The sequence below is a fragment of the Bacillus cereus group sp. BceL291 genome (assembly GCF_051776705.1).
In the GTDB taxonomy this organism is placed as follows: Bacteria; Bacillota; Bacilli; order Bacillales; family Bacillaceae_G; genus Bacillus_A; species Bacillus_A cereus.
In genome coordinates this window covers 52,890-79,246 of record NZ_JBPWAP010000026.1, presented here as the reverse complement: position 1 = coordinate 79,246, position 26,357 = coordinate 52,890, and the positions used below count along the sequence as shown (strand labels likewise).

The following is a 26,357-nucleotide window of genomic DNA, read 5'->3' as shown; positions in this document are numbered from 1 at the left end:
ATGTTTCGTCAGAAATGTAATTTGGATATTATTGATTAGTTAATTTAATGATGGAACGCCGTATGCGGTGAAAATCGCACGTACGGTGTGGAGCAGGGGAAAAGGTGGAGAGTGCCTCAAAACCTTACCTATTGCTATAAAAAGTGAGTAAACAAGAACTAGGAGAAAATTTACTAGCTAATCGAGTGCCATCTAGTCAGTTTTTAAGTTTTGAAAAAGGGGAACTTATAGGTTTTGTGAATATTAGACATAGATTAAATCCAGAATTATTACGGGAAAGCGGTCATATTGGATATAGTGTCCATCCGAATAAACGTCGCCACGGTTACGCTACGAAACAACTACAACTTGCATTAGCTGAAGCGCAAAAATTAGGATTGCAGAAAGTATTAATAACTTGCGATAAATCCAATATCGGTTCTGCTAAAACGATTCAAAAGGTTGGAGGTGTGTTAGAAAATGAAGTAGTTTCTTCTCGTACTGGTGAAGTTATTCAGCGCTATTGGATAGAAATATGATTAAGTAGGAATTTGAAAAGGTAATGCAAGCTGTAATATCGAAATAGATAAATGAAATATAGGGGATTACTGCAATTTTAGGGGGAAATGAAATGGGATTAAAAGAGAGAGCGATAGAGATGTCAGAGATTTATAGGCAAAATCCGAAAGTAGAAGCTATTATTTTAGCGGGTTCAGTAGCTAGAAAGCTTGAAGATGAACATTCAGATATAGAATTACATATTTTATGGTCAACACCGCCGGAAGATGAGGATCGTAGGGCCCCTATTTATCATATTGATGGGAAAATATTATCGTATCATCCGTATGAGGAAGAAGAATGGTCGGAAACGTATTTAACGAAAGAGGGAATTAAATTAGAGATTAGTAACTTTTTAACAGAGACAGTAGAGAAAGTAATTTCGGATGTGGTGGATCAATATGATATAAATTATGAAAAACAATGTATTGTATCATCCATTCATGATGGTGTTAGTTTGTATGGAGAAGGGAAAGTGAATGAATTAAAAGAAAAAGTAGCGGCATATCCAGATGAACTAGCAAAACTGATGATTTCAGAAAATCTATGGTTAAGTAATCGTTGGCACAATCGAAAGGCGCTTTTAAAACGGAAAGATTGGCTTATGCTTTATGACGTTATTTGCGAAGTACAAAGGAACGTATTCGGTGTTTTATTTGGTTTGAATAAAATGTACGTACATCATCCAGCGTTTAAATGGATGCCTAATAATGTGGAACGAATGACTATTAAACCTGAAAAATTATATGAACGTATGGCGGACACATTAATAGGGAATCCAGAAAAAAGTGTGCAGGAGTTAGAGTTGCTAATAGAAGAAGTGTTGCAACAAGTTCATACATACGCGCCAGGAGTAAATGTGGATGAGCAAGAAAAATCTATTTTTTATTTTGTGAAATAGAAAATAGTAATAAGGGGGAAGTTATGGGTTTTTTTAATAGGTTTTTTAAAAAAGTTGAAAAAGTAAATGAGCAAGAAGCTACTCTTCATGAATTAAGTGAAGAATTGTATGTTGAATCACCGGTAGAGGAAGCGACTAGTTACTGGGTATCAATGGCACAAAATATAATTGTTAATGCTGTAAAAGCGGCTGACAATGATGTGGAACGTGCCTTCGTGTTATTGAATTTGAAGAAAGGTGAGGCTTCATTTGATATTTTTTATCAAATAAATGGGCAATTGTATTTCTGGGATCAGCTAGAAAATGAGACGATAAGAAATAGAATTCAGAACGAGTTGTTACCGCAAGCTCCAGAAGTTTCAAATGCAGTAAATGAGCAATTTCGTGGAGCTGATCACCCTATAATTTCGTTCGCACAATTGCAGTTTGAATGGGAAACGAAAGCCTGGTTCTCACATATAATTTGGGAAGATAGCCTTGCTGCTCAATTGCCCAAAACTCAAATTTTAAATGAATGGTTTCGTGTAATTAAAGAAGAAACGAAAAATAGACCACTGGATAGTGATGCGAAATTTTCTTGGTATCCATCAAACTCTTAAAAAATGAATACAGAGAGACAGGTTATGTTTCTAGATGATTTGTATTATTGAATAAGTATCAATAATACGTAATTCTTTTTCTATTGCCTGTTAGAATTCGTTATGTACTAAGCTACTTGTTTTCTAAACTAAAACTTATATTTTGAATTTTTAAATAGATTGTAATACATAAAAATTCGAAATATAAGTTGACACTATTTTTAATGTGTGATAAAAATGATAGTAATCAATTCGGAAAATAATATTTGGGCAATGAAAGGGTATAGTAGTGAATATCTCCCTATTTCAGAGAGCTGATGGTTGGTGTGAATCAGTATATAGATTATTCATGAAGTTCGTCCTGGAGCATCTTTCATAAATCTCATATTTTGAGGAAATGAAAGACGGTAGTTTATACCGTTATCAAATAAAGTGGTGAAGATTTTTTCACAACTAGGGTGGTACCGCGATATTTATCGTCCCTACGTATTTACGTAGGGACGTTTTTTATTTAGGTCCTAACTTTGGTGTGGCTTCATAACTAGGGTGGTACCGCGATATTTTATCGTCCCTACGTTTTTGCGTAGGGGCGTTTTTATTTAGGTGGTTTCTTAGTGTTCTTCACAACTAGGGTGGTACCGCGATATTTTTGTCGTCCCTACGTATTTACGTAGGGGCGTTTTTTTATTATTAGGGAGGAAGTGAACGTATTAGAAAAGAGTATTGATAGAACAATATAAATACCGAATTGTAACAAAGAAAAAGAGATAGAGAGGAGATTAACAAATGAATTCACAGCAATGGACATCGAAATTAGGTTTCGTATTAGCTGCAGCAGGTTCGGCAATTGGTCTTGGGGCGATTTGGAAATTCCCATATATGGCCGGCATTGGAGGAGGCGGAGCGTTCTTCCTAATTTTCATCGGTTTCACATTATTAATTGGTTTACCGCTATTATTAGCTGAATTTGTTATTGGAAGAAGTACACAAAAAGAGGCTGTTGATGCATATAGAGAGATTGCTCCTAAAACGTTATGGCCTTGGTTAGGTAAATTAGGAATTGTAACATGTTTCATATTACTTTCTTTCTACAGTGTTGTAGGAGGCTGGATTTTATTATATTTATGGAATGCGATTACAGGTAGACTATGGGAAGGAAATGGAGCATACGAAGCTACGTTTGGTGAAATCATTTCCAATCCATATTTAGCAGTTGGATCACAGCTATTATTCATCCTTATTACTATTTTTATCGTAAGTAAAGGTGTACAAAATGGTGTTGAAAAAGTAAATAAATATTTCATGCCAGCACTATTCGTTTTATTCTTTGTATTAATCGTTCGTGCACTTACGTTAGATGGTGCTGGAGAAGGAGTTCGTTTCTTCTTACAACCTGATTTCTCACATGTAACATCAGAAGTTATTTTATACGCAATGGGGCAATCGTTCTTCTCATTATCTGTTGGGGTAGCCGTTATGGTAACGTATAGCTCATACTTACCGAAAGAAGAAAGCTTACCACGTTCAGCATTTTCTATCGTAGCCTTAACTCTTGTTATTACATTACTTGCAGGACTTGCAATTTTCCCAGTTGTGTTCGCATTTGGAATGGAACCATCTCAAGGACCGGGACTATTATTTATCGTATTGCCAGCTATTTTCAGTAAAATGGCATTCGGAAAATTATTCTTCATCGTTTTCTTATTATTATTCTTCTTCGCTACGATTACATCAGCAATTTCGATGTTAGAAATTAGTGTCGCATCGTTAACATCAAAAGGTAAAGGGAAACGTGAAAAAATGGCCTTAATCGTAGGGTTATTAATCTTAGTTGTTGGGGTACCATCAGCATTATCATTCGGTATATTAAGTGATCTGAAGATTTTCGGGAAGACAGTCTTTGATTTAGCGGACTATGCAGTAAGTAACGTATTAATGCCACTTGGTGTATTATTAGTTTCTATCTTTGTTCCTTTAAAAATGAAGAAAGATGTATTAATGAAAGAGCTAGGTGTAAGTAAAAATAAAGGTTATAAACTATTCGTATTATGGTTATTCTTACTTCGTTATATCGCACCAATTGCGATTATTATCGTATTCTTAAATGTACTTGGCATTATATAAAAAGAAAGGTAGCGTATCATACAAAGATACGCTACCTTTTTATTTTGCTCTTTTTTGCAATTCATTTACTGTTACGAACTGATAGCCCTTCTTAGATAAAATTTCGTGCTTTAAGAAGGGTGTGGATGCAAGGAGAAGGAATTTATCATATAATAAAATGCAAAAGGTATATTAGGAGGTGTTTATATGGCGATTATAATTCAATTGCCAGACACTGCAACGTCTCATGCAAAGCCAAGTATGGAAATGGCGATACTTTGCGTGAGGTAGACAAGTAATATACAATCGCCTATATGAGCTCGTATCATTTTTTATATTTGGCTTTGCACCTTATTGAAATGAACCATAAAAAATAAGGGGCGAGCAGAAATGAAATACGTAAAAGCTAATGCTGTTTTACCGGAGAGTTTAATTACTGAAATTCAAAAGTATATACAAGGTGAAACAATTTACATTCCGAAACAAGAAACGAAACATTATAAATGGGGTACACGATCTGGCGGAAGAAAACAATTAGATGAAAGAAATAAAGCAATTAAAGAAGCGTTTAAAAGTGGGATTGCTATTCATCAACTTGCAGAAGAATATTTTCTTTCTGGGGAAACGATTAAAAAGATTGTGTATTCTAAATAAGAGGAAAAGAGTCTGATTCATATATTACTTTGAATCAGACTCTTTTTGTTTTATATGTATTGGATATATGAAGTGTGAACGGGCATGATAATAGAAAAAATGTGCCGTTTTTTTATTAAATGCTATACAGAACATTTGAAGAGTAGAAAGGTGAACATATATGAATCATATTGGACAAATAACGATAGAGCTTTTAATTGGTTTTTTTGTTCTATTAATTGCTACAAAAATATTAGGGAAAACACAAATATCTCAGCTAACGCCCTTTGATTTTATTTCTGCAATCGTCCTAGGTGAGCTCGTTGGAAATTCAATATATGATCCTAAAATTAAAGTATGGTCTATTTTATATTCAGTATTTGTTTGGGTAATTTTAATTTATACTATTGAAGTGATAACACAAAAAGTAAGAGGGACAAGAAGGTTTTTTGAAGGATATCCTTCAATTATTATTCGTAATGGAAAGATTGATCGTGAACAATTAAGCGTAAATCATTTGGATATAAACCAATTACAACAAATGCTTAGGCAACAAAAAGATATATTTTCAATCCGAGAAGTTGAATATATGATATTGGAACCTAACGGAAACATAAGCGTTTTGAAAAAAAGTAAATACGAATCTCCTACTGTAAATGATTTAAGTTTAAAACATAAGCCTGTATACTTACCAATTTCATTAATTAGTGATGGAAAAGTAGTTAAGGATAATTTGAGGGAAGCGGGATTTGATGAAGGGTGGCTTTATAAACAAATAAAGCAAAAAGGAATTACTAAATTTGAAGACGTATTATATGCGGAATGGAAAACAGATGATGGCTTCTTTTGTCAGGAAATGCAGCGGTAGAGAATAAGTGATATATGTAATGTTTGTTTCTAAGTTATCTTTTACATATCAAAAAACGTAATCATTGTATACAATAAAACTAGATCAACAATTTGTATGGAGTGATAAAGATGGAAGCGTTTATTAGAAGTGATCAATATAATTTTATAAAATCACAAGCTTATATTTTAGCAAACGGGCATGCAACGGCAAATGATAGAGGTGTAATTCAAGCGTTAAAATCGCTTGCGATTGAAAAGATAATACATGTATTTGAGAATTTAACGGATGAACAGAAAGAGTTAATTGATACGGTATTAACAGTTCAAAATAGAGAAGATGCAGAATCATTTTTAATGAAAATAAATCCGTATGTAATTCCGTTTCAAGAAGTTACAGCACAAACATTAAAAAAGTTATTTCCTAAGGCGAAAAAGTTAAAACTTCCTGATATGGAAGAAATAGATATGAAAGAAATATCTTATTTAAGCTGGATTGATAAGGGATCAAGCAGGAAATTTATTATAGCGAAAAATGATAAAAATAAATTTGTTGGTCTGCAAGGAACGTTCCAAAGTTTAAATAAAAAAAGCATTTGTTCATTATGTCATGGGCATGAAGAAGTAGGAATGTTTTTAGTTGAAATTAAAGGCGATGTACCAGGAACTTTCGTTAAAAAGGGAAACTACATTTGCAAAGATGGTGTAGCTTGCAATCAGAATATGAAATCGCTAGATAAATTGAACGATTTTATTGACCGCTTGAAGAAATAACGAGAAAACCTCTAGTATTTAAACTGGAGGTTTTTATTTTTTGAAGAAGTAAAATAAGCTTTCTTTGTAAATGTAGATTTATAATGAAATTTGATAAAAATATCTATTATGATACAGTTGCTTATATGCAAGGAGGTAAAACATGGATTACCTTTTATCGAAAGAAAAAGTGAAGCGATGGCCCAAAGATATGATAGCGGCGGGGCGTTGTCATACTGTTGGCCTTAAATCGGATGGCACGGTAGTCGCGGTAGGTAATAATGAATTTGGCCAATGCGATGTAGGTAGCTGGCGCGACATTCGGTTGCCTGGCAAATAGTCAATTTACAATAAATGATTAGTAATATTATTCTATTTTAGGAGTAATTATGGAATAGGATATGTAGAAAATAATTAAACTTAAATCTACTGAATAAGAATCTCTTTTGAAAAGGGATTCTTATTATTTTTCATAAAATGAGGGCCTAAATGGAATTTTTGAACAAACTATATTTCAAAATTACAGTAGAAGATATAAATAAAGTATAGAGGAGATAAAGGAATGCTTAAAAGGTTTTTACTTTCTTTACTGGATGTTTTACTTATATGTATCGTTCTTTACATAACGTACACAAATTCTTTTAGCTTTGGACAAATGTTAGTAATTTCAATTGCAATCGGAATCATTGGTGGTCTTGTTATAAGGATTGGTAAGGATGTATTTATGTATATAAGGTGGACAATGAAACAGAGGAAATCTTGAATACGTTGTATTGCTATTAGGAGGAGATGAAATGACTAAGAAAAAGAGTAGAGTGAAAAATGAAGTAGCGCTTTGGGCATTAACAGCGGTTGTTCTCATCATTGTATGGTACTTTTATCAAAAATAAAAACGCATCGTATTAAAAAAGCACGATGCGTTTTTATTATTTTTTTTGCCAATTTTCTTTAATAAAGTCTTCACGACCAGATTCCTTTTGCTCAGTAGCATATTTCTCTGGATTCTTTTTATAGAAATGTTGGTGGTATTCCTCTGCTGCGTAAAAAGGTGCAGCAGGACGAATTTCAGTCACGATTGGATCTTTAAACATACCGCTTTCTGTAAGAGCTTGTTTTGATTTTTCAGCAAGCCCTTTTTGTGTTTCGTTATGATAAAAAATAGCGGTACGATAAGATGGACCACGGTCAAAAAATTGTCCGCCATCATCAGTTGGATCGATTTGTGGCCAATATAAGTCTAGTAATTTCTGATAAGGAAAAATAGAAGGATCGAATGTAATTTGAACAACTTCTAAATGTCCAGATGTTCCAGCTTTTACTTGTTCATATGTTGGGTTTTCTACATGACCTCCTGCATAGCCAGAAAGTACTTTATGAATACCAGGAAGTTCATCAAATGGTTTTACCATGCACCAAAAGCAACCGCCTGCGAAGGTTGCGAGTTCGTATGTTTTTTCGGACATTGCTGTAATCCTCCTAAATGTATATGTTTTATATAGTATTATATAAATTGTTTTATTGCGCAATAAAAAAGATTTGAAAATATATGTTTTTTATAAACAAGATCCTCCGCTCACATCAATTAATTGTCCAGTTACCCAGCGGCTGTCTGGAGAAGCAAGGAATGCAGCAGTATCGGCAATGTCTTCTACTTCACCTAAGCGATTGAAAGCGGAAATAGTAGTAGCGTACTGCTTCATCATCGGGTCGCTCAAGAGTTCTGCATTCATATCTGTTTTAATAAATCCTGGAAGTATTGCATTCACCGTTATTCCTCGTGCTCCAAGCTGTTTTGCTAGCGTAAAAGTCATTGTATTAATAGCGCCTTTCGTCATGCTATATGCAACAAAATCAGGTAAAGAAATGCGGGTGGCAGCGGATGAAATATTAATAATTCGGCTATTGTCACGTAAACGTGGCAGTGCTTGTTGAATGATAAAGAATGGTGCTTTTGCATTTACTGAAAACATTCTATCAAAAAATTGTTCAGTCGTTTCTTCAATAAAAGCACCAGGACCAATGCCAGCATTGTTTATTAAAATATCAAATTGTGTTTCACCAGTGCGCTTTTGTAATTCAGTATCTAAAGCGTTATAAAGGTTTTCTACACCGTGTAAGGATTCTAAATTTGCGCCGATAGAAAAAGCTTGGCCACCATCTGATCGAATTTCATGAACAGTTTCTTCAGCGTCATCTTTTCGATTACCGTAATGAACAGCAACCAATGCACCGTCATTTGCTAAACGTTTAGCGATCGCTCGTCCAATTCCTCGGCTTGCTCCTGTAACTAACGCTACTTTCCCTTTTAACATAGTTTCCTCATCTCCTCATAAACTTTATAAGTTTTTCTTTATGTAGTAATGCAAACATACTTAAGTAATATATGAGTGTATGTAAGTAATGCATTCCAATTTTGATTTGAGAAAAAATAAATAGAATGAATTTTGATTTTTTTGAGAAAACATGTTGACAACGAAAAGAACAACGTCCTATAATACGTGTAACAAATAAAAGTTAATTAAGAATTTTCTAACTTTATATGTTGTATATGCAAAGAAGAGGAAAGTTGATGATTATGATCGTTTCAGAGAGCTACTCCAAGGCTGTGAGGGTAGTAACAATCGAATCATTGAAGATCACCTCGGAGCATCGCTTGCGAAAGGGAAACTGAGTAGAGGGCGGCGGCATCGTCTCCGGTAAAAGGACGGAGGTCTGATTGGACCTACAAAGCTTATATTTCGTGAGAAGTATAAGGAAGCTGAGTGGTAACGCGAAACTCTCGCCTCAGCAATCAAAGCTACTAAATTGTAGTAGTTGATTGCTGAGGCGAGAGTTTTTATTTTTAAAAAATAGAAGAAGAGAATGCGTAGAAGAGGAGAGTAAATGATAAAGATTGTTTCAGAGAGCTGCCCCGAGGCTGTGAGGGTGGTAACAATTCACTCATTGAAAATCACCTTGGAGCACTACTTTTGAAAACTAGTAAAAAGTAGCGGGGTTGTTCCCGATAGAAAAACAAAAGTCTAATTGGACTTGCAGAGCTTATATTTCGTGAGAAGTATAAGGAAGCTGAGTGGTACCACGATTCCCTCGTCTCAGCAATGGATTGCTACAAGTATGTAAGTAATCGATTGTTGAGACGAGTATATTTTTAAGGTTTATATACTGAATATTCTGTTAAAATTACTCATCTCAGCAATCGATGTAGAAATAGATTGCAAAAATAGAGAAAAAAGAGGAGCGATGTGAGATGGGAAACCAGTACATTTACATGAATGGGGAATTTGTAGAAAAAGAAAAGGCAGTTGTTTCAGTGTATGATCACGGTTTTTTATACGGAGACGGTGTATTTGAAGGGATTCGTAGTTACGGAGGAAATGTATTTTGTTTAAAAGAACATGTGAAACGATTGTATGAATCAGCGAAATCTATTTTACTAACAATTCCAATGACGGTAGAAGAAATGGAAGAAGCAGTTTTACATACACTCCAAAAAAATGAATACGCTGATGCTTATATTCGCTTAATTGTCTCAAGAGGAAAAGGTGACTTAGGACTCGATCCGAGAAGTTGTGTGAAGCCGAGCGTAATTATCATTGCAGAACAATTAAAGTTATTCCCACAAGAATTTTATGATAATGGGCTAAGCGTTGTATCTGTTGCATCAAGACGTAATACGCCAGACGCGTTAGATCCACGTATTAAGTCAATGAATTATTTAAATAACGTACTTGTAAAAATTGAGGCGGCACAAGCAGGAGTGTTAGAGGCTCTTATGTTAAATCAACAAGGATATGTTTGTGAAGGTTCTGGCGATAATGTTTTCGTTGTGAAAGATGGAAAAGTATTAACCCCGCCATCCTATTTAGGGGCATTAGAAGGTATTACGAGAAATAGTGTTATCGAGCTATGTGAACGACTGAGTATTCCGTGTGAGGAAAGACCATTCACTCGCCATGACGTATATGTAGCGGATGAAGTATTTTTAACAGGAACAGCAGCGGAGTTAATTCCAGTTGTAAAAGTTGATTCGAGAGAAATTGGAGATGGGAAACCAGGAAGTGTAACGAAACAATTGACCGAAGAATTTAAAAAATTAACGAGAGAAAGAGGAGTACGTGTTCCCGGGCTGACGGAAAGCTTAGCATAAATAAGGAGAGGAGTTAATTGAAATGAAGCAGCAGTATACAGCGTATGAGAAGTTACAGTGTGAAGAAATGACAGGCGCTGGGCACGTGATTCAAGGTTTGAAGAAATTGGGTGTAACGACCGTTTTCGGCTATCCAGGCGGAGCGATTTTACCAGTATACGATGCGTTATATGAAAGTGGTTTGAAACATGTTTTAACTCGTCATGAACAAGCTGCCATTCATGCGGCTGAAGGATATGCGAGAGCTTCTGGGAAGGTCGGGGTAGTCTTTGCTACCTCTGGCCCAGGGGCGACAAATTTAGTTACGGGCTTAGCAGACGCTTATATGGATTCGATTCCTTTAGTTGTCATTACCGGCCAAGTTGCAACGCCTTTAATTGGTAAAGATGGATTTCAAGAAGCGGATGTTGTCGGAATTACAGTACCTGTTACGAAGCATAATTACCAAGTTCGTGATGTAAATCATGTATCACGAATTGTGCAAGAAGCTTTTTACATCGCCAAAAGCGGACGACCGGGACCAGTATTAATCGATATTCCAAAAGATGTTCAAAATGCAAAAGTCACCAGTTTCTTTAATGAAGAAGTTGATATTCCGGGGTACAAACCAGAACTTGTACCAGACAGCATGAAACTTAGAGAGGTGGCTAAAGCAATTTCAAACTCAAAGCGTCCACTTCTTTATATTGGAGGAGGTGTCATTCATTCAGGTGGATCCGATGAACTCTTCGAATTCGCAAGGGAGAACCGTATTCCAGTCGTTTCAACTTTAATGGGACTTGGTGCATATCCACCGGGAGATCCATTGTTTCTAGGGATGCTTGGTATGCATGGGACATACGCTGCTAATATGGCGGTAACAGAATGTGATTTACTACTTGCATTAGGTGTTCGCTTCGATGATCGTGTAACAGGGAAATTAGAACTTTTTTCTCCGCACTCGAAAAAAGTACATATTGATATTGATCCTTCTGAGTTTCATAAAAATGTAACTGTAGAGCATCCGATTGTTGGTGATGTGAAAAAAGCGTTACACATGTTGTTACATATGTCTATTTATACACAAACAGATGAATGGCTTCAGAAAGTAAAGGCATGGAAAGAAGAATATCCACTTTCTTATAAGCAAAAAGAATCTGAGTTAAAACCACAGCATGTGATCAACTTAGTAAGTGAATTAACGAATGGTGAAGCGATTGTCACAACAGAAGTAGGACAGCATCAAATGTGGGCTGCTCACTTCTATAAAGCAAGAAAACCTCGGACGTTCCTTACCTCTGGAGGATTAGGAACAATGGGGTTTGGGTTCCCAGCGGCAATTGGTGCTCAGCTTGCAAAAGAAGAAGAACTCGTCGTTTGTATTGCAGGTGATGCTTCTTTTCAAATGAACATTCAAGAACTACAAACAATTGCTGAAAATAACATCCCTGTAAAAGTATTTATTATAAATAACAGATTTTTAGGGATGGTAAGGCAATGGCAAGAAATGTTTTATGAAAATCGTTTATCAGAGTCAAAAATTGGCTCACCAGATTTTGTGAAAGTGGCAGAAGCTTATGGAGTGAAGGGATTAAGGGCGACAAATTCAACAGAGGCGAAACAAGTGGTGTTAGAAGCATTTGCTCACGAAGGTCCTGTCGTAGTTGATTTTTGTGTAGAAGAAGGTGAAAACGTATTTCCGATGGTTCCGCCAAACAAAGGGAATAACGAAATGATTATGAAGAGGTGGGAAGAATGAGTCATACTTTTTCACTCGTTATTCATAACGAGCCAAGTGTCTTATTACGTATAAGTGGAATTTTTGCTCGGCGTGGCTATTATATTTCTTCTTTACATTTAAACGAAAGAGATACGAGTGGCGTTTCTGAAATGAAACTCACAGCAGTTTGTACTGAAAATGAAGCGACATTACTTGTTAGTCAGTTGAAAAAATTAATTGATGTACTGCAAGTAAATAAATTATAAGGGGTGTATGGAGTATGAAAACGTATTATGAGAAAGATGCAAATGTAGAGTTATTACAAGGGAAAACAGTTGCGGTAATTGGTTATGGATCTCAAGGGCATGCGCAGGCACAAAATTTACGTGATTCAGGTGTGGAAGTTGTAGTTGGTGTTAGACCTGGTAAATCGTATGAAGTAGCAAAAGCAGATGGATTTGAAGTAATGTCTGTTTCAGAAGCGGTTCGAACCGCACAAGTTGTACAAATGTTATTGCCAGATGAACAGCAAGCACATGTATATAAATCAGAAGTAGAAGAGAATCTCCGTGAAGGACAAATGTTACTTTTCTCACATGGATTTAACATTCACTTCGGCCAAATTAATCCGCCAAGTTACGTAGATGTAGCAATGGTTGCGCCAAAAAGTCCAGGTCATCTCGTTCGCCGTGTATATCAAGAAGGAAATGGTGTTCCGGCATTAGTCGCAGTGCATCAAGATGCGACGGGAACAGCGCTACATGTAGCATTAGCGTGTGCAAAAGGTGTAGGTTGTACACGTGCGGGTGTAATTGAAACGACATTCCAAGAAGAAACCGAAACGGATTTATTCGGTGAGCAAGCTGTACTTTGCGGCGGGGTAACTGCACTTGTGAAGGCCGGGTTCGAAACGTTAACGGAAGGTGGATATCGTCCTGAAATTGCATACTTTGAATGTTTGCATGAATTAAAGCTAATTGTTGACTTAATGTACGAAGGTGGATTAACGAATATGCGCCATTCTATTTCAGATACGGCAGAATTTGGAGATTATGTAACAGGATCGAGAATTGTTACAGATGAAACGAAGAAGGAAATGAAGCGTGTTCTGACAGAAATTCAGCAAGGTGAATTTGCGAAGAAATGGATTTTAGAAAATCAAGCAGGGCGTCCGACGTATAACGCAATGAAAAAAGCAGAACAAAATCATCAATTAGAAAAAGTGGGAGCAGAGCTTCGTGAAATGATGAGTTGGATTCATGCACCGAAAAAATTAGTAAAGAAATAGAGTAAGAGAGTATAAATGAAAAATATGTAAGAGGGGATTTGACAAGATGAGAAGTGACATGATTAAAAAAGGTTTTGATAAAGCGCCGCACCGTAGTTTATTAAAAGCAACTGGTTTGAAAGATGAAGATTTTGATAAACCTTTCATAGCGATTTGTAATTCTTTTATTGAAATTATTCCAGGGCATAAACACTTGAACGAGTTTGGGGAACTTGTAAAAGAGGCAGTTCGTGCGGCAGGTATGGTACCATTCGAATTCAATACAATTGGAGTTGACGATGGTATTGCGATGGGACATATCGGTATGCGTTATTCTCTTCCGAGTCGTGAAATAATTGCAGATTCAGTAGAAACGGTTGTAAATGCACACTGGTTTGACGGCATGATTTGTATTCCAAACTGTGACAAAATTACACCAGGTATGATGATGGCTGCACTACGTATTAATATTCCGACTGTGTTTGTTTCAGGCGGCCCAATGGCAGCAGGAAAAACATCTAAAGGAGAAGTTGTTGATCTGAGTTCCGTTTTTGAAGGAGTAGGAGCTTATCAATCTGGGAAAATTTCAGAAGAAGAATTAAAAGATATTGAAGATCATGGCTGTCCATCTTGTGGCTCTTGTTCGGGTATGTTTACCGCGAACTCTATGAATTGTTTATGTGAAGTGTTAGGTTTAGCTCTTCCTGGTAACGGGAGTATTTTAGCAATTGATCCAAGACGTGAAGAGCTAATTAAACAAGCAGCAGAGAAATTGAAAATTTTAATTGAAAGAGATATTAAACCAAGAGACATTGTAACGGAAGAAGCAATTGATGATGCGTTTGCGCTTGATATGGCGATGGGCGGTTCAACAAATACAGTGTTGCATACATTGGCGCTCGCGCAAGAGGCTGGATTAGATTACGATATGAACCGTATTGATGCCGTTTCAAGACGTGTACCACATTTATGTAAAGTAAGCCCTGCTTCCAATTGGCATATGGAAGATATTGATCGTGCGGGCGGGATTAGTGCAATTTTGAAAGAGATGAGCCGGAAAGAAGGAGTACTTCATCTTGATCGAATAACTGCTACTGGGCAAACATTAAGAGAAAATATTGCTGAGGCAGAGATTAAAGATAAGGAAGTTATTCACTCTCTTGAAAACCCTCATAGTAAGGAAGGAGGATTGCGTATATTAAAAGGCAACCTTGCGAAAGATGGAGCGGTTATTAAAAGCGGTGCAACAGAGGTAAAGCGTTTTGAAGGACCTTGCGTTATTTTTAATTCACAAGATGAGGCACTTGCTGGCATTATGCTTGGGAAAGTGAAAAAAGGAGATGTAGTTGTCATTCGTTATGAAGGACCAAGAGGTGGCCCTGGTATGCCAGAAATGTTAGCACCAACATCAGCAATTGCTGGAATGGGGTTAGGTGCTGAGGTTGCATTATTAACGGATGGACGTTTCTCTGGAGCTTCACGTGGAATTTCAGTAGGACATATTTCACCAGAAGCAGCAGCTGGTGGAACGATCGCACTTCTTGAACAAGGGGATATTGTATGTATTGATGTTGAAGAACGCTTGCTAGAAGTAAGAGTGAGTAATGAAGAATTAGATAAGCGTAAAAAAGAATGGAAACGACCAGAACCGAAAGTGAAAACTGGCTGGCTTGGACGTTATGCACAAATGGTAACATCGGCGAATACAGGGGCTGTTCTGAAAATCCCACATTTTGATTGAGCCAATTTAAAAAAGATAAGGATGATATATAATGGTGCAAAAGGTAAAGGAGAGAGTGAAAATTGAAGATATCTTAATGGCTCATAATTGCATGAAAGATATCGTTATTAAAACACCGTTACAACGTGATACAGTTTTATCTGAGAAATATGATTGTGACGTTTATGTAAAACGAGAAGATTTACAATTAATTCGCTCTTTCAAAATTCGTGGTGCATACAATTTGATTCAAAGTTTACCGAAAGAAAAGTTACAAAACGGTGTTGTTTGTGCAAGTGCTGGTAATCATGCGCAAGGAGTTGCTTATACATGTAATTTATTGAAGATTCCGTCGAAAATATTTATGCCCACAACAACACCGAAACAAAAAGTATCACAAGTACAATTTTTCGGTGGTGATTTCGCAGAGATTGTATTAGTTGGTGATACATTCGATAGCTCTTTCCAAGAAGCACAGTGTTATTGTGAAGAAAATAGAATGACATTTGTTCATCCGTTTGATGATCCGTATGTAGTTGCTGGTCAAGGGACAGTGGCAGTTGAAATTATGCATGATATGGAGAAACCGGTTGATTATATCTTTACGGCAATCGGCGGTGGTGGATTAGCATCAGGTGTTGGTACATATGTAAAAGGTGTTAGTCCTACTACAAAGGTTATTGGTGTAGAACCGATGGGAGCTGCCTCTATGAAAGAGGCTTTTCTTCAAAATGATAATGTCGCATTAGAGAAAATAGATAGTTTTGTTGATGGGGCAGCGGTTAAAAAGGTAGGAAAGTTAACTTTTGAAACTTGTAAAGATGTAATTGATGACATCGTTTTAGTACCAGAGGGGAAAGTTTGTACGACGATTTTAGAACTGTATAAGAAAAATGCGATTGTAGCTGAACCGGCTGGTGCACTCTCTATTGCAGCACTTGATTTATACAGGGATGAAATAAAAGGTAAAACAGTTGTATGTACGCTAAGTGGTGGAAATAATGACATTGATAGAATGCAAGAAATGAAAGAACGATCTCTCATTTACGAAGGGTTAAAGCATTATTTCATCATTGAATTCCCACAGCGTTCAGGCGCGTTAAGAGAATTTCTTGATAAAGGATTGGGGCCAGAAGATGATATTACTCGTTTTGAGTATATTAAGAAACATAATAAGGAAAATGGTCCAGCATTAGTCGGAGTAGAGTTAAAACATAAAGAAGATTATGAGCAATTAATTACTCGCTTTAAAGAAAATAATATTCAATTTATGGAGCTTAATAAAAACCCTGTTTTGTTTGATTTGCTTATTTAATAGAAGGAAAGAGTTAGAATGTAAATAAAAAAGATAGATACAAGCGAGGAAATATAGTGCTTGTTCTATCTTTTTTATAGTTAAACTAGGTACTCATTAAATTCAAGAAGAATAAAGCTAGCTAACCAAAAAAATATCGCAATGCGAATGATTACATACATTGTAAATTCAAAAGGAGTAAGATTTCTCTCTCGCTTTATTTTTTTAAATAGTCTCACAGAATAAAGGGAACATAAAAGTAGAACTGCTATAGACATTTTATAAACGTTCTCTAACAAACTTACATTTTCTAATAAGTCTTTCAGCATGTTTATCACCTATTCTGTAAAGTATATTACAGAGAAAAAGATCTTGAGCTGTCTAGTTTCGTTTGTTTTTTATTTTCCCTGTATCATCAATTACTACATCAGTTGAAATTGTTTGTAAATATTGAAGAGCTTTTTTCTTTTCTCCCTCATTTACAGGGGAAACTTGGTTGTTGCGAATGATATAAGGATTGAATGACATTTGGACATCCTTTCCTTTAAAAGTTAAAGTTAATACGCCAGTTTCGGCGCTTTTTCCATTCACATAACTCGGGAATAAAAAGTTACCTAATGAGTAAGCGATAGGAACTTTATTATAATACTCAAACCCTTGTAACCAATGTGGATGGCTTCCGACAATCGCGTTAGCTCCTGCTTCAACCATTTTAGGTACATATTGCTTTTGGTATTCTACCGGACGATTTGATTTTTCAACGCCCCAATGCATATAGACGATTAAATAGTCTGCATCTTTCTTTTGTTCTTTAATTGTTTTTGTTACAAGATTTAAATCATAGCCATTCGCAACGCCAGGTTTATTCTCACCAGCTACCCAATTAGAATCAGGCATAAATCGAACGAAGGAAAGAAATTTAAACTTTTTCCCTTTTACGGTCATTTCTCGTGCTGTATATGCATCTTTCGCATTTTTTCCGGCTCCAATGTAAGGGAACTTTAATTTTTCTACGTGAGAAATCGTATCTAATAATCCATCTTGCCCATAATCAAGTGTGTGGTTATTCCCGATATTTACGATGTCATATCCAGTGTTTTTAATAGCTTGTAGTGTAGATGGATCACTTTTAATCCAAAACAGTTGCCCAGGTGCTTTCTTTTCTTTCGTTGTAAATGCCGACTCTAAATTCACAAAAGAAATATCAGCTTTTTTTATTTCTTCTTTTACATGTTGGAATGGGTAATCAGCCCCATTCTTTTCGATTATAGGACGTAATTGCCAATCAAACATTGTATCACCAGAGAAGGTGAGTGTGATTTCTTGGTCTTCTATTTTCTTTTCGCTTTTTGAAGCGGTTTTACTAGATTTGTTTTGCAAATCGGGTTTGTCTTTTGCTTTTGAAATAAAAGAGTAATTGATTAATAAAACAATCGGTGTAATGAAAAAGGCTATTAACAAAAATCGTTTTAGTAAAGTTTTCATATATACCTTCCCTTTTAATATTATCCCGCAATTAAATTAACACTGAATCTATTAAAGGTAATTAAAGTTACAAAAAAATAGCGGGTTATGTAATGGAAAACATTTGTTAATATTCTCAATATTAAGTTAACATATAGATAACCTGCAAATCAATGTATAAACCAAAATATAGAAATAAAGAATTCGAAGGGTGAAGAATGAGAAATGGTTATATTAGGAGCAGTTGTAAATGGGATTTGTATTATATTTGGTACTTTACTTGGTAAATTATTTAGTAGGATTCCAGAAAGTATGAAAGGGACGATAATGCACGCAATCGGTTTAGCGGTTACTGTGCTTGGGCTTCAAATGGCATTAAAAAGTGAAAACTTTCTTGTTGTCATACTGAGTTTAGTGATTGGTACGGTAATTGGAGAATGGTTACAATTAGAAGAAAAGTTAAAACATTTAGGGGATTGGCTAGAAAATAAAGTTGGATCGAAGGGGAAAGGAAGCATATCAGAAGGTTTTGTAACAGCTACTTTAATTTTTGCAATTGGTGCGATGGGGATACTTGGTGCACTTGACAGTGGGATTCGAGGAAATCATAATATTTTATTTACAAAGGCGATTATCGATGGATTTATTTCTATTATATTAACGACAACTCTAGGCATTGGCGTAGTATTTTCGGCGATTCCAGTTGTTTTATATGAAGGTGGTATTGCAGTTTTTGCAACACAAATTAATAGTTTTGTCCCGGAAGAATTAATGAACCAATTTATAGTGGAGATGACGGCTACGGGCGGCATTATGATATCTGCTATCGGATTAAACTTACTCGGATTTATTAAAATTAAAGTGGCAAATTTACTTCCAGGTATATTAGTAGTGGGTGTAATTGTTTCAATTATTTATGGTTACGGTTTGTTAGTAAATTAGTAGAGGGTGGAAACACATATGGAGGAATTTCAATTTACAAAACGTGTGCATAAAATATTGGAGATTGCAGCAGAAGAGAGTGAGTATAACATAATTCAACCAGTCCATCTGTTTATAGGTATGTGTAAAGAAGGTACAGGAGTTTGCGCTGAGTTATTTATGTATTTGTTTCATAAAGTCGGTCCAGATTTTTTAGAAAAACTTTCGTTACGAAAACGATTCGATTTACATCATCAAGAGTATAAAAAAATAGGGCAATATAAACTATCTTATAAGGCGATAGAAATTTTACAAATAGCGAAGAAACGTATGGAACGCTTTCAGCAAGTAGTAATTAATGAAGGACATGTTATGTATGCATTATTTCGTGTAGATACAGATATTGGTGAATTTATACATACACAAATGCAAAAAGATATATTACGTATTACAGCTGAACCGAGAGACTTAGCGGTTGATTTAAATAGTTTTAAATCTATTTATAATACATTATTTTGTCATGTAAGAAGAGCTAGTCCTTCTGATTTTGATAAGTTATCACGATTTGTGGCGGCTGAATTTGGTGAACGGTGGTTACAGTCGGTTGATTACGGATTTCGGACATATAATGAAAAGTTACCTATCTATATTGCACAGCAGGAGGAAGTAATAGTTGGTTTCGCCTGTTACGATGTAGTGAGAGGAAAGAAAGGATTGTTTGGTCCAATGGGCATAGCGAAACAAAATCGTGTGAAAGGTGTAGGAAAAGAATTATTGTATCATTGTTTATATAATATGAAGCAAGATGGATATGAATATGCGATTATTGGACAAGCAGGTCCCATTGAGTTTTACGAGAGAAATTGTAATGCTCGTTTAATACCGATAGATAATAAGTAACCAACTTCATATAGAGGAGTTGGTTTTATTATGAAAATGATGTAGAGATGTAGTGGTTTTTACTAGAAAATAGCGGGTTTTGTAGTAAATCTTGCATAAAAAGCAAATTACTAAACTTTTTACAAGAAAGGGTGTAGAATGGGTATCTAAAGAAAGAAGGTGTGAAAATGGCCAGCTGGAAACGAAATTTAATGATTTGTTGGCTAGGTTGTTTTACCACTGCAGCCGGTATGAGTTTAGTAATTCCTTTCTTATCTTTTTATATTGAGGAATTAGGAGTAACTGGCACTTCAAGTATTGCACAGTGGTCGGGACTTGCATTTGGTGTAACATTTTTAATAGGTGCGATCGTATCGCCAATATGGGGAAAGCTTGGTGATATACATGGACGGAAACTGATGCTTATTCGTGCTAGCCTCGGTATGGCGATTATTATGACGCTTATGGGGTTTGTAACGGATGTATATCAATTAGTCGCACTAAGATTTTTAATGGGAGCAGTATCTGGTTTCCTTTCAACCGCAATGACATTTATTGCAGCAGAAACTCCGAAAGAACATTCAGGTTGGGCAATTTCTACAATTTCAACTGGTGGCGTGAGCGGTTCTTTACTTGGTCCATTACTTGGTGGATATTTGTCTGAGTTAATTGGAATGCGTCATGTCTTTCTTGTTACAGGAGCTTTTTTATTCCTTTCCTTTCTCATCGTTTTTTTCTTCTTGCATGAAGAAAATCACTCTGCTCAAGCAAAAAAAACACAGCCGAAAAAAGTATGGACGATGGTCCCAGCGAAGCATTTAATTATTAGTTTATTTGTAACAACATTTATTATTCAACTTGCTAATATGTCAGTTCAACCAATTGTTACATTGTACGTGAAAAATTTAGTAGGTCCTCATACTGCACATATTGAAACAATTGCGGGAGCAGTTATGTCAGCAACAGGATTAGCCGTTATTTTGGCAGCACCAAGACTAGGAAGATTATCAGATCATATCGGTCCTCAAAAAACGTTAGTTGTAGCGTTATTTGCTGCAGGAATTATTTTTATCCCGCAAGCATTTGTAACCTCAGCTTGGCAACTATTAATTCTTCGATTTTTATTAGGTATCGCACAAGCAGGATTATTACCTTCCGTACAAACTCTACTAAAACAACATACACCAACCCATGTTACGGGACGGATATTTGGATATAATCAATCATTTCAGTTTTTAGGAAATATGATTGGTCCAGTGCTCGGGGGGCAAATTGCAGCACATGCAGGCTTCCAATATGTTTTCCTCTCTACATCATCACTATTATTTATTGCGTGTATCTGGGTTTATTTTCATAATAAGAACGAAGAGGTATCAGAGAAACAACATTTGGAAGTTAGTTAACTTAGTGAATAAAAAAAGGGTGAAGCAATGATTGCTTCATCCTTTTCTTTAAAATTTAAGACATAGATAGCTTAATGTACCAAGCTCATAACTACGGTGAATGACTTCACCGCTATTTTCACCACTTCCCATAGCGATAAATAAAGGAACAAAATGTTCTGCTCTTGGTACTGCTAATTGTGCATGAGGAGCATTTTTCTCCCAATTAAACAATGCATCTTTATCGTTATGCTGCATATGTTTAATAATCCAATCATCAAATTCAATTGCCCATTTTTCAGGTGTAGTTTGATTCCATTTCAAAGCTCGTAAGTTATGGACGGTAACACCACTCCCGATTACTAAAATATCTTCTTGTCCGAGTCCTTTAAGTGCTTCTCCAATTTCAAATTGTTCTTTTGCAGAAAGGAATGGATTGACTGATATTTGCACGACAGGAATATTTGCTTCTGGATACATGCGGTGCAGGAGTGTCCATGAACCATGATCTAAACCTCTCGTCATATTATGATGGACTGAAATACCTTTGTTCTTAAATTTTGTTTCTAACATAGATGCAATGCTAGAAGAGCCTTTCGCACGATATTTGATTTCGTATAACTCAGGGGGAAAACCTCCAAAATCATAAATTGTTTCATACTCGTTATCTGATGAGGAAATCGTTAATACTTCACTTTCCCAGTGAGCAGTGAAAATAACAATTGCTTTCGGTTTATATGTTTCTCCAAGTGTTTTTAAAAATCGTGTATAGTCTGTATCTTGAATAGCGAGCATAGGCGAACCATGTGCTAAAAATAATGATGGCATCATAATAGTAGAAACCTCCTAAAAATTATATAGTTACTTTACGTAAGTAACTATATAATTTTATTTTCGATTCGTCAACATAATAGTTATTGAGCTAATTGGAAAAGGGAGTCATTTGTCATAATGAAGGCAATTGCATATAATACATAGTAAGAAAAATGAATCGATATTCATTTTTAAAGATACATAATAGAGTTGGGAGCTGACGAAATGAACGTACAGGAAAGTTTCGTTACGGCATTGGATGGATCAGAAATTTATTTACGCAAGTGGTTGCCAGAAGGTAAACTGAAAGGGATTATTCAAATTGCACATGGTATGACAGAACATGCAGGTGTTTATACAGACTTTATTGCTGCGTTATTAGAAGCAGGGTATGGTGTTTATGCACATGATCATAAAGGTCATGGGAAAACAGTGAAAAGAGAAGAAGATTATGGTCATTTTAAACCAAATGTAGGTTGGAATGAGGCTGTGTCTGATGTTATTTTTGTATCAGAAACGGTAAGAAAAGAGCAGACATGCCCGTTATTTTTACTTGGCCATAGTATGGGTTCTTTTTTATCAAGACGTGCTGTGCAACTTAGAGGCGAATTATATGATGGATTTCTGATTTCAGGAACAGGTGGAAATCCAGGGCTTTTAGGAGCTATTGGTCATAAAGTAGCAACAATCGAAATGAAATTGCGTGGTGCAAAAACGAAAAGTCCAATGCTAAACTTTTTATCTTTCGGAAACTTCAATTCGAACTTTAAGCCAAATCGTACAAAATTTGATTGGTTATCTTCAGATAATAATCAAGTTGATAAATATATTGCGGATCCGTTATGTGGTTTCATTTGTACGACGAGTTTTTACCGAGAATTATTTTCTGGTGTATTAGAAGTAAATAAACTAGAAGAATACAAGAAGACGCCAAAGAATCTTCCAATACATATATTCTCTGGTGATCGTGATCCTGTTGGCGATATGGGGAAAGGTGTAAAAGAAGTATATGAAAACTATAAAAAATGTGGTGTGAAAGACGTGACACTACGTTTATATGAAAATGGTAGACATGAAATGTTTCATGAAGTAAATAAGGATGAAGTATTTAAAGATTTAATTTCTTGGTTAGATGCGCATAATAAATGAGAAAGATAATCCCAAACTGTTTGTAGTTTGGGATTATCTATTTTACAGAAATACGGGCAATAAATTCTTAAATTTACTTTACTTAATAAAAAATAAATCTTATTCTATAGTCGTTAAAAAATAAAGAAATATTGTATGAGAGGAAACCTCACTTTTCTGAAGTGAGGTTTTTGTAGTAACGAAGTAATAGTGAATCAAACTAATTTTAAAAGTAATTTAAAATCAAACTATTTATAAAGAAACAGATGTCTGTTCATAATAGTAGTATAATAGTGAATGAGGTGTTAATAGAATGGAAGATAGAACATTAGGTTTATTACTAGATGTTGTTGGTGAATTATTTTCAGATGAAATTTCAATTGCTGTTTCGAATACGAAAGAATATATTTACTATCGGCCAAGTAAACGAATTGATTTAAAGATTAGCGCTGGGGATCCTATAAAGGAAGGAACGATTGCTCATAAAGCGATGGTGATGAATCAAAAAACATCTGAGTTTATGAACCGGGATGTTTTTGGTATTCCTTATCATGGAATGGCTGTACCATTTTCAAACAATGGAAAGCTTGAAGGGTGCGTAACGGCAATTTATCCAGCTTTAACGGATGGAAAGTCAGTCGTTACTTTAAAAACAACAGATGGCTGGATTCCGGTTCCTTTTTCAAAGGTTATGTATTTAGAGGCTAAAGATAAAAAGACGTATGTGAATTCAGAAGAGTTATCAGGAACACATAAATACTCTCTGCAAGAATTCGAATACTTGCTTCCTAAAGATTCATTTATTAGATGTCACCGTTCGTTTATTGTAAATGTTAATCATATTAAAGCGATTTATCCTGATACCCATTCTACTTTTGTACTTTCGATGGATAATGGTGAGAGAGTACCAGTTAGTCAATCATACGCTAGTTATTTCCGTAAGCTTCTAGGATTCTAAATTTTTCTGCTTTAGAACCTAGATTTGCTGTTCTGTCTGAATTTTCGGCATTGTATACTAAAATCCCTATTTTGATAGTGTAAATGTGTAAAATGATTATGAATATTCAATGAGAGAGGGATTACATATGGAGAATAATTTAGATAGAATCAGAGATCAACGTCTAAAAGATCGGGTAGTTACACCTGAAGAAGCAGCTTCCTGGATTCAAAGTGGAATGACTTTAGGCTTAAGTGGGTTTACACGTGCAGGTGATGTAAAAGCAGTCCCATTTGCGCTTGTAAACCGAGTTAAGAATGATGAATCTTTTAAAGTAAATGTTTATACTGGGGCTTCTTTAGGCTCGGATGTAGACAAATTATTTGCTGAGGCAGGAATTTTAGGGAAAAGATTACCTTTCCAAGCTGACGCGACGATGCGAAAAGGAATTAATAACGGAGACTTTTTATTTGTGGATCAACACTTATCTCATACAGCAGAGTTACTCCGCGCTGACGTTCTGGATATAGATTTCGCTATTTTGGAAGCGGTTGCGATTACAGAGGACGGAATGATTATTCCAACCACTTCAATTGGAAATTCCTTAGCGTTTTCCTTAAATGCTAAGTCTATTATTATTGAAATGAATATAGCTCAATCCACGCAATTAGAGGGACTACATGATCTATATGAACCAGGTAAACAAGGGGAGAGGCTTCCAATTCCGCTTGTGAAAACAGATGACCGAATTGGAACAATCGGTATTCCAATTGATCCTGAAAAAGTAAAGGGAATTGTGTTTACGAATCAATTGGATTCGCCATCGACAATTGTTCCTCCGGATGAAGAAACGGTCATTATGGCACAGCATTTAATAGAATTCCTTCGAGAAGAAGTTAAAATAGGGCGATTAACAAATCGTTTAGCGCCGTTACAATCAGGAATTGGTTCAGTTGCTAACGCAGTATTGCATGGAATGTTAGATTCAGAATTTGAAGATTTAGAAGTGTATTCTGAAGTTTTACAAGATGCAGTTTTTGATCTTATGGATGCTGGAAAAGTCAATTTTGCTTCTTGTTGTTCTATCACGCTTTCTGAAGAGAAAATGCAACAAGTATTTTCTAACTTTGAAAAATATCGTGACAAATTAATGATGCGTCCGCAAGAGATTTCCAATCATCCTGAAATCATTCGTCGCCTTGGATTAATCTCAATTAATACTGCATTAGAATTAGATATATACGGAAATGTTAACTCTACTCACGTTTTAGGTACAAAAATGATGAATGGAATTGGTGGGTCTGGTGATTTTGCAAGAAATGCACGCCTAGCTATCTTTGTTACTAAATCGATTGCGAAAGGTGGTAACATTTCAAGTATTGTTCCTTTCGTTTCTCATGTAGACCATACTGAACATGATGTAGATGTTATTGTTACTGAACAGGGGTATGCCGACTTAAGGGGACTTGCGCCAAGAGAAAGAGTGGAACTTATTATTGAGAATTGCGCACATCCAATGTATCGTGATCAACTACGTGCTTATTACGAAGAAGCAAAAACAAGAGGTGGACAAACTCCTCATATTTTAGAAAAAGCTTTTTCTTGGCATACGAATTATGCTAAAAATGGAACAATGCTTGAAGCAGTAGTAGAAACTGTATAGGTTTGTATCGTACGAAATAGTAAAACGAATGAGTGAGTTTGAAGATTAAATTTTAGAAAAAGAGAACACCAACTTTTAGGGATGGTGTTCTTTTTCTTTAAAAAAATTGTACTGGTTATAATAAAGATTTATAAAAATAACCTCTAATTTATGAAAAAAAAGGTTTTTTGAAGTGCTTTCCGAATCAATTTAGTAGTTTACATATCGAAGGTGAGGAGAAAGAATCATGAAGATAAGAGAAGCGTTATTAAGTGAAGCAAATGAATTAAGTGAATTCGCACTACAATCAAAAGCAACGTGGGATTATAGTGAAGAATTCATACTTGCTTGTAAGGAAGATTTAACAATTACAGAAGAATACATAAAAAATAATTTTGTATATGTTTTAGAAAACGATAATGCGAAGATTGGTTTTTTCTCATTTTTACGTAATGATAAAGCTCTCGATTTCTTGTACATTCATCCTGATTACAAAGGAAAAGGTTACGGGAAAATACTTTGGGAGTACGTAATAGAAAAAGCCAATGAACTAGGATTAAAAAGTTTTACGATTGATAGTGATCCGAATGCAAAAGGATATTACTTGAAAATGGGGGCACAGTTAATAGGAGAGACACCATCAACTGTCTTTAAGGGTCGTGTACTGCCTCTTTTGAAATATGATGTGTAAAACTATTAATAGTAGGGGAAGA

The 26,357-nt window shown here is 35.5% G+C and carries 25 protein-coding genes, 2 pseudogenes and 2 other annotated features; of the genes and pseudogenes, 22 read left to right on the top strand and 5 right to left on the bottom strand.

The features are described 5' to 3' along the window. Positions 1–140 precede the first annotated feature (140 nt). From ACS2CR_RS17650 to ACS2CR_RS17610, 9 genes and pseudogenes are all read left to right on the top strand, one after another. Positions 141–518, top strand: a pseudogene (locus ACS2CR_RS17650) (GNAT family N-acetyltransferase); the annotation flags it as partial. A 92-nt stretch (positions 519–610) separates the two neighbouring features. Beyond that, complete coding sequence (locus ACS2CR_RS17645; RefSeq protein WP_000523213.1) at positions 611–1,438, top strand: DUF4037 domain-containing protein; 828 nt, start codon at positions 611–613, stop codon at positions 1,436–1,438. Between the two features lie 23 nt (positions 1,439–1,461). Next, positions 1,462–2,037 carry a hypothetical protein gene (locus tag ACS2CR_RS17640; protein ID WP_000505545.1) on the top strand — a complete coding sequence of 192 codons (576 nt, stop codon included), beginning with the start codon at positions 1,462–1,464 and terminating at the stop codon, positions 2,035–2,037. A gap of 243 nt (positions 2,038–2,280) precedes the next feature. Beyond that, positions 2,281–2,503: a binding site (T-box leader), on the top strand. 299 nt (positions 2,504–2,802) lie between these two features. Then, complete coding sequence (locus tag ACS2CR_RS17635) at positions 2,803–4,140, top strand: sodium-dependent transporter (protein ID WP_153602576.1); 1,338 nt, start codon at positions 2,803–2,805, stop codon at positions 4,138–4,140. A gap of 369 nt (positions 4,141–4,509) precedes the next feature. Beyond that, on the top strand, positions 4,510–4,773 hold the full coding sequence (locus ACS2CR_RS17630) for a CD3324 family protein (protein ID WP_000878325.1): 264 nt from the start codon (positions 4,510–4,512) through the stop codon (positions 4,771–4,773). Between the two features lie 160 nt (positions 4,774–4,933). Beyond that, complete coding sequence (locus tag ACS2CR_RS17625) at positions 4,934–5,620, top strand: DUF421 domain-containing protein (RefSeq protein WP_001015535.1); 687 nt, start codon at positions 4,934–4,936, stop codon at positions 5,618–5,620. Positions 5,621–5,730: 110 nt separating this feature from the next. After that, positions 5,731–6,372, top strand: coding sequence for a FusB/FusC family EF-G-binding protein (locus tag ACS2CR_RS17620; protein ID WP_000387064.1), 642 nt, complete (start codon positions 5,731–5,733; stop codon positions 6,370–6,372). Between the two features lie 142 nt (positions 6,373–6,514). After that, positions 6,515–6,673: pseudogene (locus tag ACS2CR_RS17615) on the top strand (RCC1-like domain-containing protein); the annotation flags it as partial. A 240-nt stretch (positions 6,674–6,913) separates the two neighbouring features. After that, positions 6,914–7,114 carry a hypothetical protein gene (locus ACS2CR_RS17610; RefSeq protein WP_153602575.1) on the top strand — a complete coding sequence of 67 codons (201 nt, stop codon included), beginning with the start codon at positions 6,914–6,916 and terminating at the stop codon, positions 7,112–7,114. 163 nt (positions 7,115–7,277) lie between these two features. On the opposite strand, the gene msrA is transcribed toward ACS2CR_RS17610, so the two are convergent. Further along, complete coding sequence (gene msrA, locus ACS2CR_RS17605; RefSeq protein WP_001291887.1) at positions 7,278–7,814, bottom strand: peptide-methionine (S)-S-oxide reductase MsrA; 537 nt, start codon at positions 7,812–7,814, stop codon at positions 7,278–7,280. A 90-nt stretch (positions 7,815–7,904) separates the two neighbouring features. Next, complete coding sequence (locus tag ACS2CR_RS17600; protein ID WP_000911808.1) at positions 7,905–8,663, bottom strand: SDR family oxidoreductase; 759 nt, start codon at positions 8,661–8,663, stop codon at positions 7,905–7,907. A 546-nt stretch (positions 8,664–9,209) separates the two neighbouring features. Beyond that, positions 9,210–9,449, top strand: a binding site (T-box leader). Between the two features lie 149 nt (positions 9,450–9,598). Between ACS2CR_RS17600 and ilvE the strand changes: the two genes are divergently transcribed. The 6 genes from ilvE to ilvA are packed head-to-tail and all read left to right on the top strand — an operon-like array spanning position 9,599 to position 16,499. Further along, positions 9,599–10,498 carry a branched-chain-amino-acid transaminase gene (ilvE, locus tag ACS2CR_RS17595; RefSeq protein ID WP_000528156.1) on the top strand — a complete coding sequence of 300 codons (900 nt, stop codon included), beginning with the start codon at positions 9,599–9,601 and terminating at the stop codon, positions 10,496–10,498. Between the two features lie 22 nt (positions 10,499–10,520). Next, entirely contained in the window at positions 10,521–12,236 is a 1,716-nt protein-coding gene (gene ilvB, locus ACS2CR_RS17590) for an acetolactate synthase large subunit (RefSeq protein WP_053514148.1), read from the top strand. Further along, positions 12,233–12,463 carry an ACT domain-containing protein gene (locus ACS2CR_RS17585; protein WP_000019916.1) on the top strand — a complete coding sequence of 77 codons (231 nt, stop codon included), beginning with the start codon at positions 12,233–12,235 and terminating at the stop codon, positions 12,461–12,463. The genes ilvB and ACS2CR_RS17585 overlap by 4 nt, the downstream gene beginning before the upstream one ends. Positions 12,464–12,477: 14 nt before the next feature. Next, entirely contained in the window at positions 12,478–13,485 is a 1,008-nt protein-coding gene (ilvC, locus tag ACS2CR_RS17580; RefSeq protein WP_016109759.1) for a ketol-acid reductoisomerase, read from the top strand. A gap of 46 nt (positions 13,486–13,531) precedes the next feature. Continuing rightward, positions 13,532–15,205, top strand: a complete 1,674-nt coding sequence (ilvD, locus tag ACS2CR_RS17575) for a dihydroxy-acid dehydratase (RefSeq protein ID WP_053514147.1) — start codon at positions 13,532–13,534, stop codon at positions 15,203–15,205. A 31-nt stretch (positions 15,206–15,236) separates the two neighbouring features. Beyond that, positions 15,237–16,499 (top strand): threonine ammonia-lyase IlvA, encoded by a 1,263-nt coding sequence (gene ilvA / locus ACS2CR_RS17570; protein WP_000250323.1) that lies wholly within the window; start codon positions 15,237–15,239, stop codon positions 16,497–16,499. Between the two features lie 80 nt (positions 16,500–16,579). Here ilvA and ACS2CR_RS17565 read toward each other — a convergent pair whose 3' ends face one another. Beyond that, positions 16,580–16,807 carry a hypothetical protein gene (locus ACS2CR_RS17565; protein WP_000910234.1) on the bottom strand — a complete coding sequence of 76 codons (228 nt, stop codon included), beginning with the start codon at positions 16,805–16,807 and terminating at the stop codon, positions 16,580–16,582. Between the two features lie 52 nt (positions 16,808–16,859). Next, positions 16,860–17,963 carry a CapA family protein gene (locus ACS2CR_RS17560; protein WP_000854537.1) on the bottom strand — a complete coding sequence of 368 codons (1,104 nt, stop codon included), beginning with the start codon at positions 17,961–17,963 and terminating at the stop codon, positions 16,860–16,862. Positions 17,964–18,167: 204 nt separating this feature from the next. Here ACS2CR_RS17560 and ACS2CR_RS17555 point away from each other — a divergent pair, with 204 nt between their 5' ends. From ACS2CR_RS17555 to ACS2CR_RS17545, 3 genes are all read left to right on the top strand, one after another. After that, entirely contained in the window at positions 18,168–18,884 is a 717-nt protein-coding gene (locus ACS2CR_RS17555) for a DUF554 domain-containing protein (RefSeq protein ID WP_000236034.1), read from the top strand. A gap of 18 nt (positions 18,885–18,902) precedes the next feature. Then, on the top strand, positions 18,903–19,763 hold the full coding sequence (locus tag ACS2CR_RS17550; RefSeq protein WP_053514146.1) for a GNAT family N-acetyltransferase: 861 nt from the start codon (positions 18,903–18,905) through the stop codon (positions 19,761–19,763). A 167-nt stretch (positions 19,764–19,930) separates the two neighbouring features. Beyond that, positions 19,931–21,145 (top strand): multidrug efflux MFS transporter, encoded by a 1,215-nt coding sequence (locus ACS2CR_RS17545; RefSeq protein ID WP_153602574.1) that lies wholly within the window; start codon positions 19,931–19,933, stop codon positions 21,143–21,145. A 48-nt stretch (positions 21,146–21,193) separates the two neighbouring features. On the opposite strand, the gene ACS2CR_RS17540 is transcribed toward ACS2CR_RS17545, so the two are convergent. Next, entirely contained in the window at positions 21,194–21,955 is a 762-nt protein-coding gene (locus ACS2CR_RS17540) for a DODA-type extradiol aromatic ring-opening family dioxygenase (protein WP_000982910.1), read from the bottom strand. Between the two features lie 207 nt (positions 21,956–22,162). Between ACS2CR_RS17540 and ACS2CR_RS17535 the strand changes: the two genes are divergently transcribed. The 4 genes from ACS2CR_RS17535 (at position 22,163) to ACS2CR_RS17520 (ending at position 26,335) form a co-directional block, all read left to right on the top strand. Next, positions 22,163–23,086 carry an alpha/beta hydrolase gene (locus ACS2CR_RS17535; RefSeq protein ID WP_053514145.1) on the top strand — a complete coding sequence of 308 codons (924 nt, stop codon included), beginning with the start codon at positions 22,163–22,165 and terminating at the stop codon, positions 23,084–23,086. A 292-nt stretch (positions 23,087–23,378) separates the two neighbouring features. Continuing rightward, entirely contained in the window at positions 23,379–24,023 is a 645-nt protein-coding gene (locus tag ACS2CR_RS17530) for a LytTR family DNA-binding domain-containing protein (RefSeq protein WP_000390207.1), read from the top strand. 127 nt (positions 24,024–24,150) lie between these two features. Continuing rightward, a complete protein-coding gene (locus tag ACS2CR_RS17525; RefSeq protein WP_053514144.1) occupies positions 24,151–25,665 on the top strand; it encodes an acetyl-CoA hydrolase/transferase family protein in 1,515 nt (504 codons plus the stop codon). 226 nt (positions 25,666–25,891) lie between these two features. Continuing rightward, positions 25,892–26,335 (top strand): GNAT family N-acetyltransferase, encoded by a 444-nt coding sequence (locus ACS2CR_RS17520; protein ID WP_000701894.1) that lies wholly within the window; start codon positions 25,892–25,894, stop codon positions 26,333–26,335. Positions 26,336–26,357 lie beyond the last annotated feature (22 nt).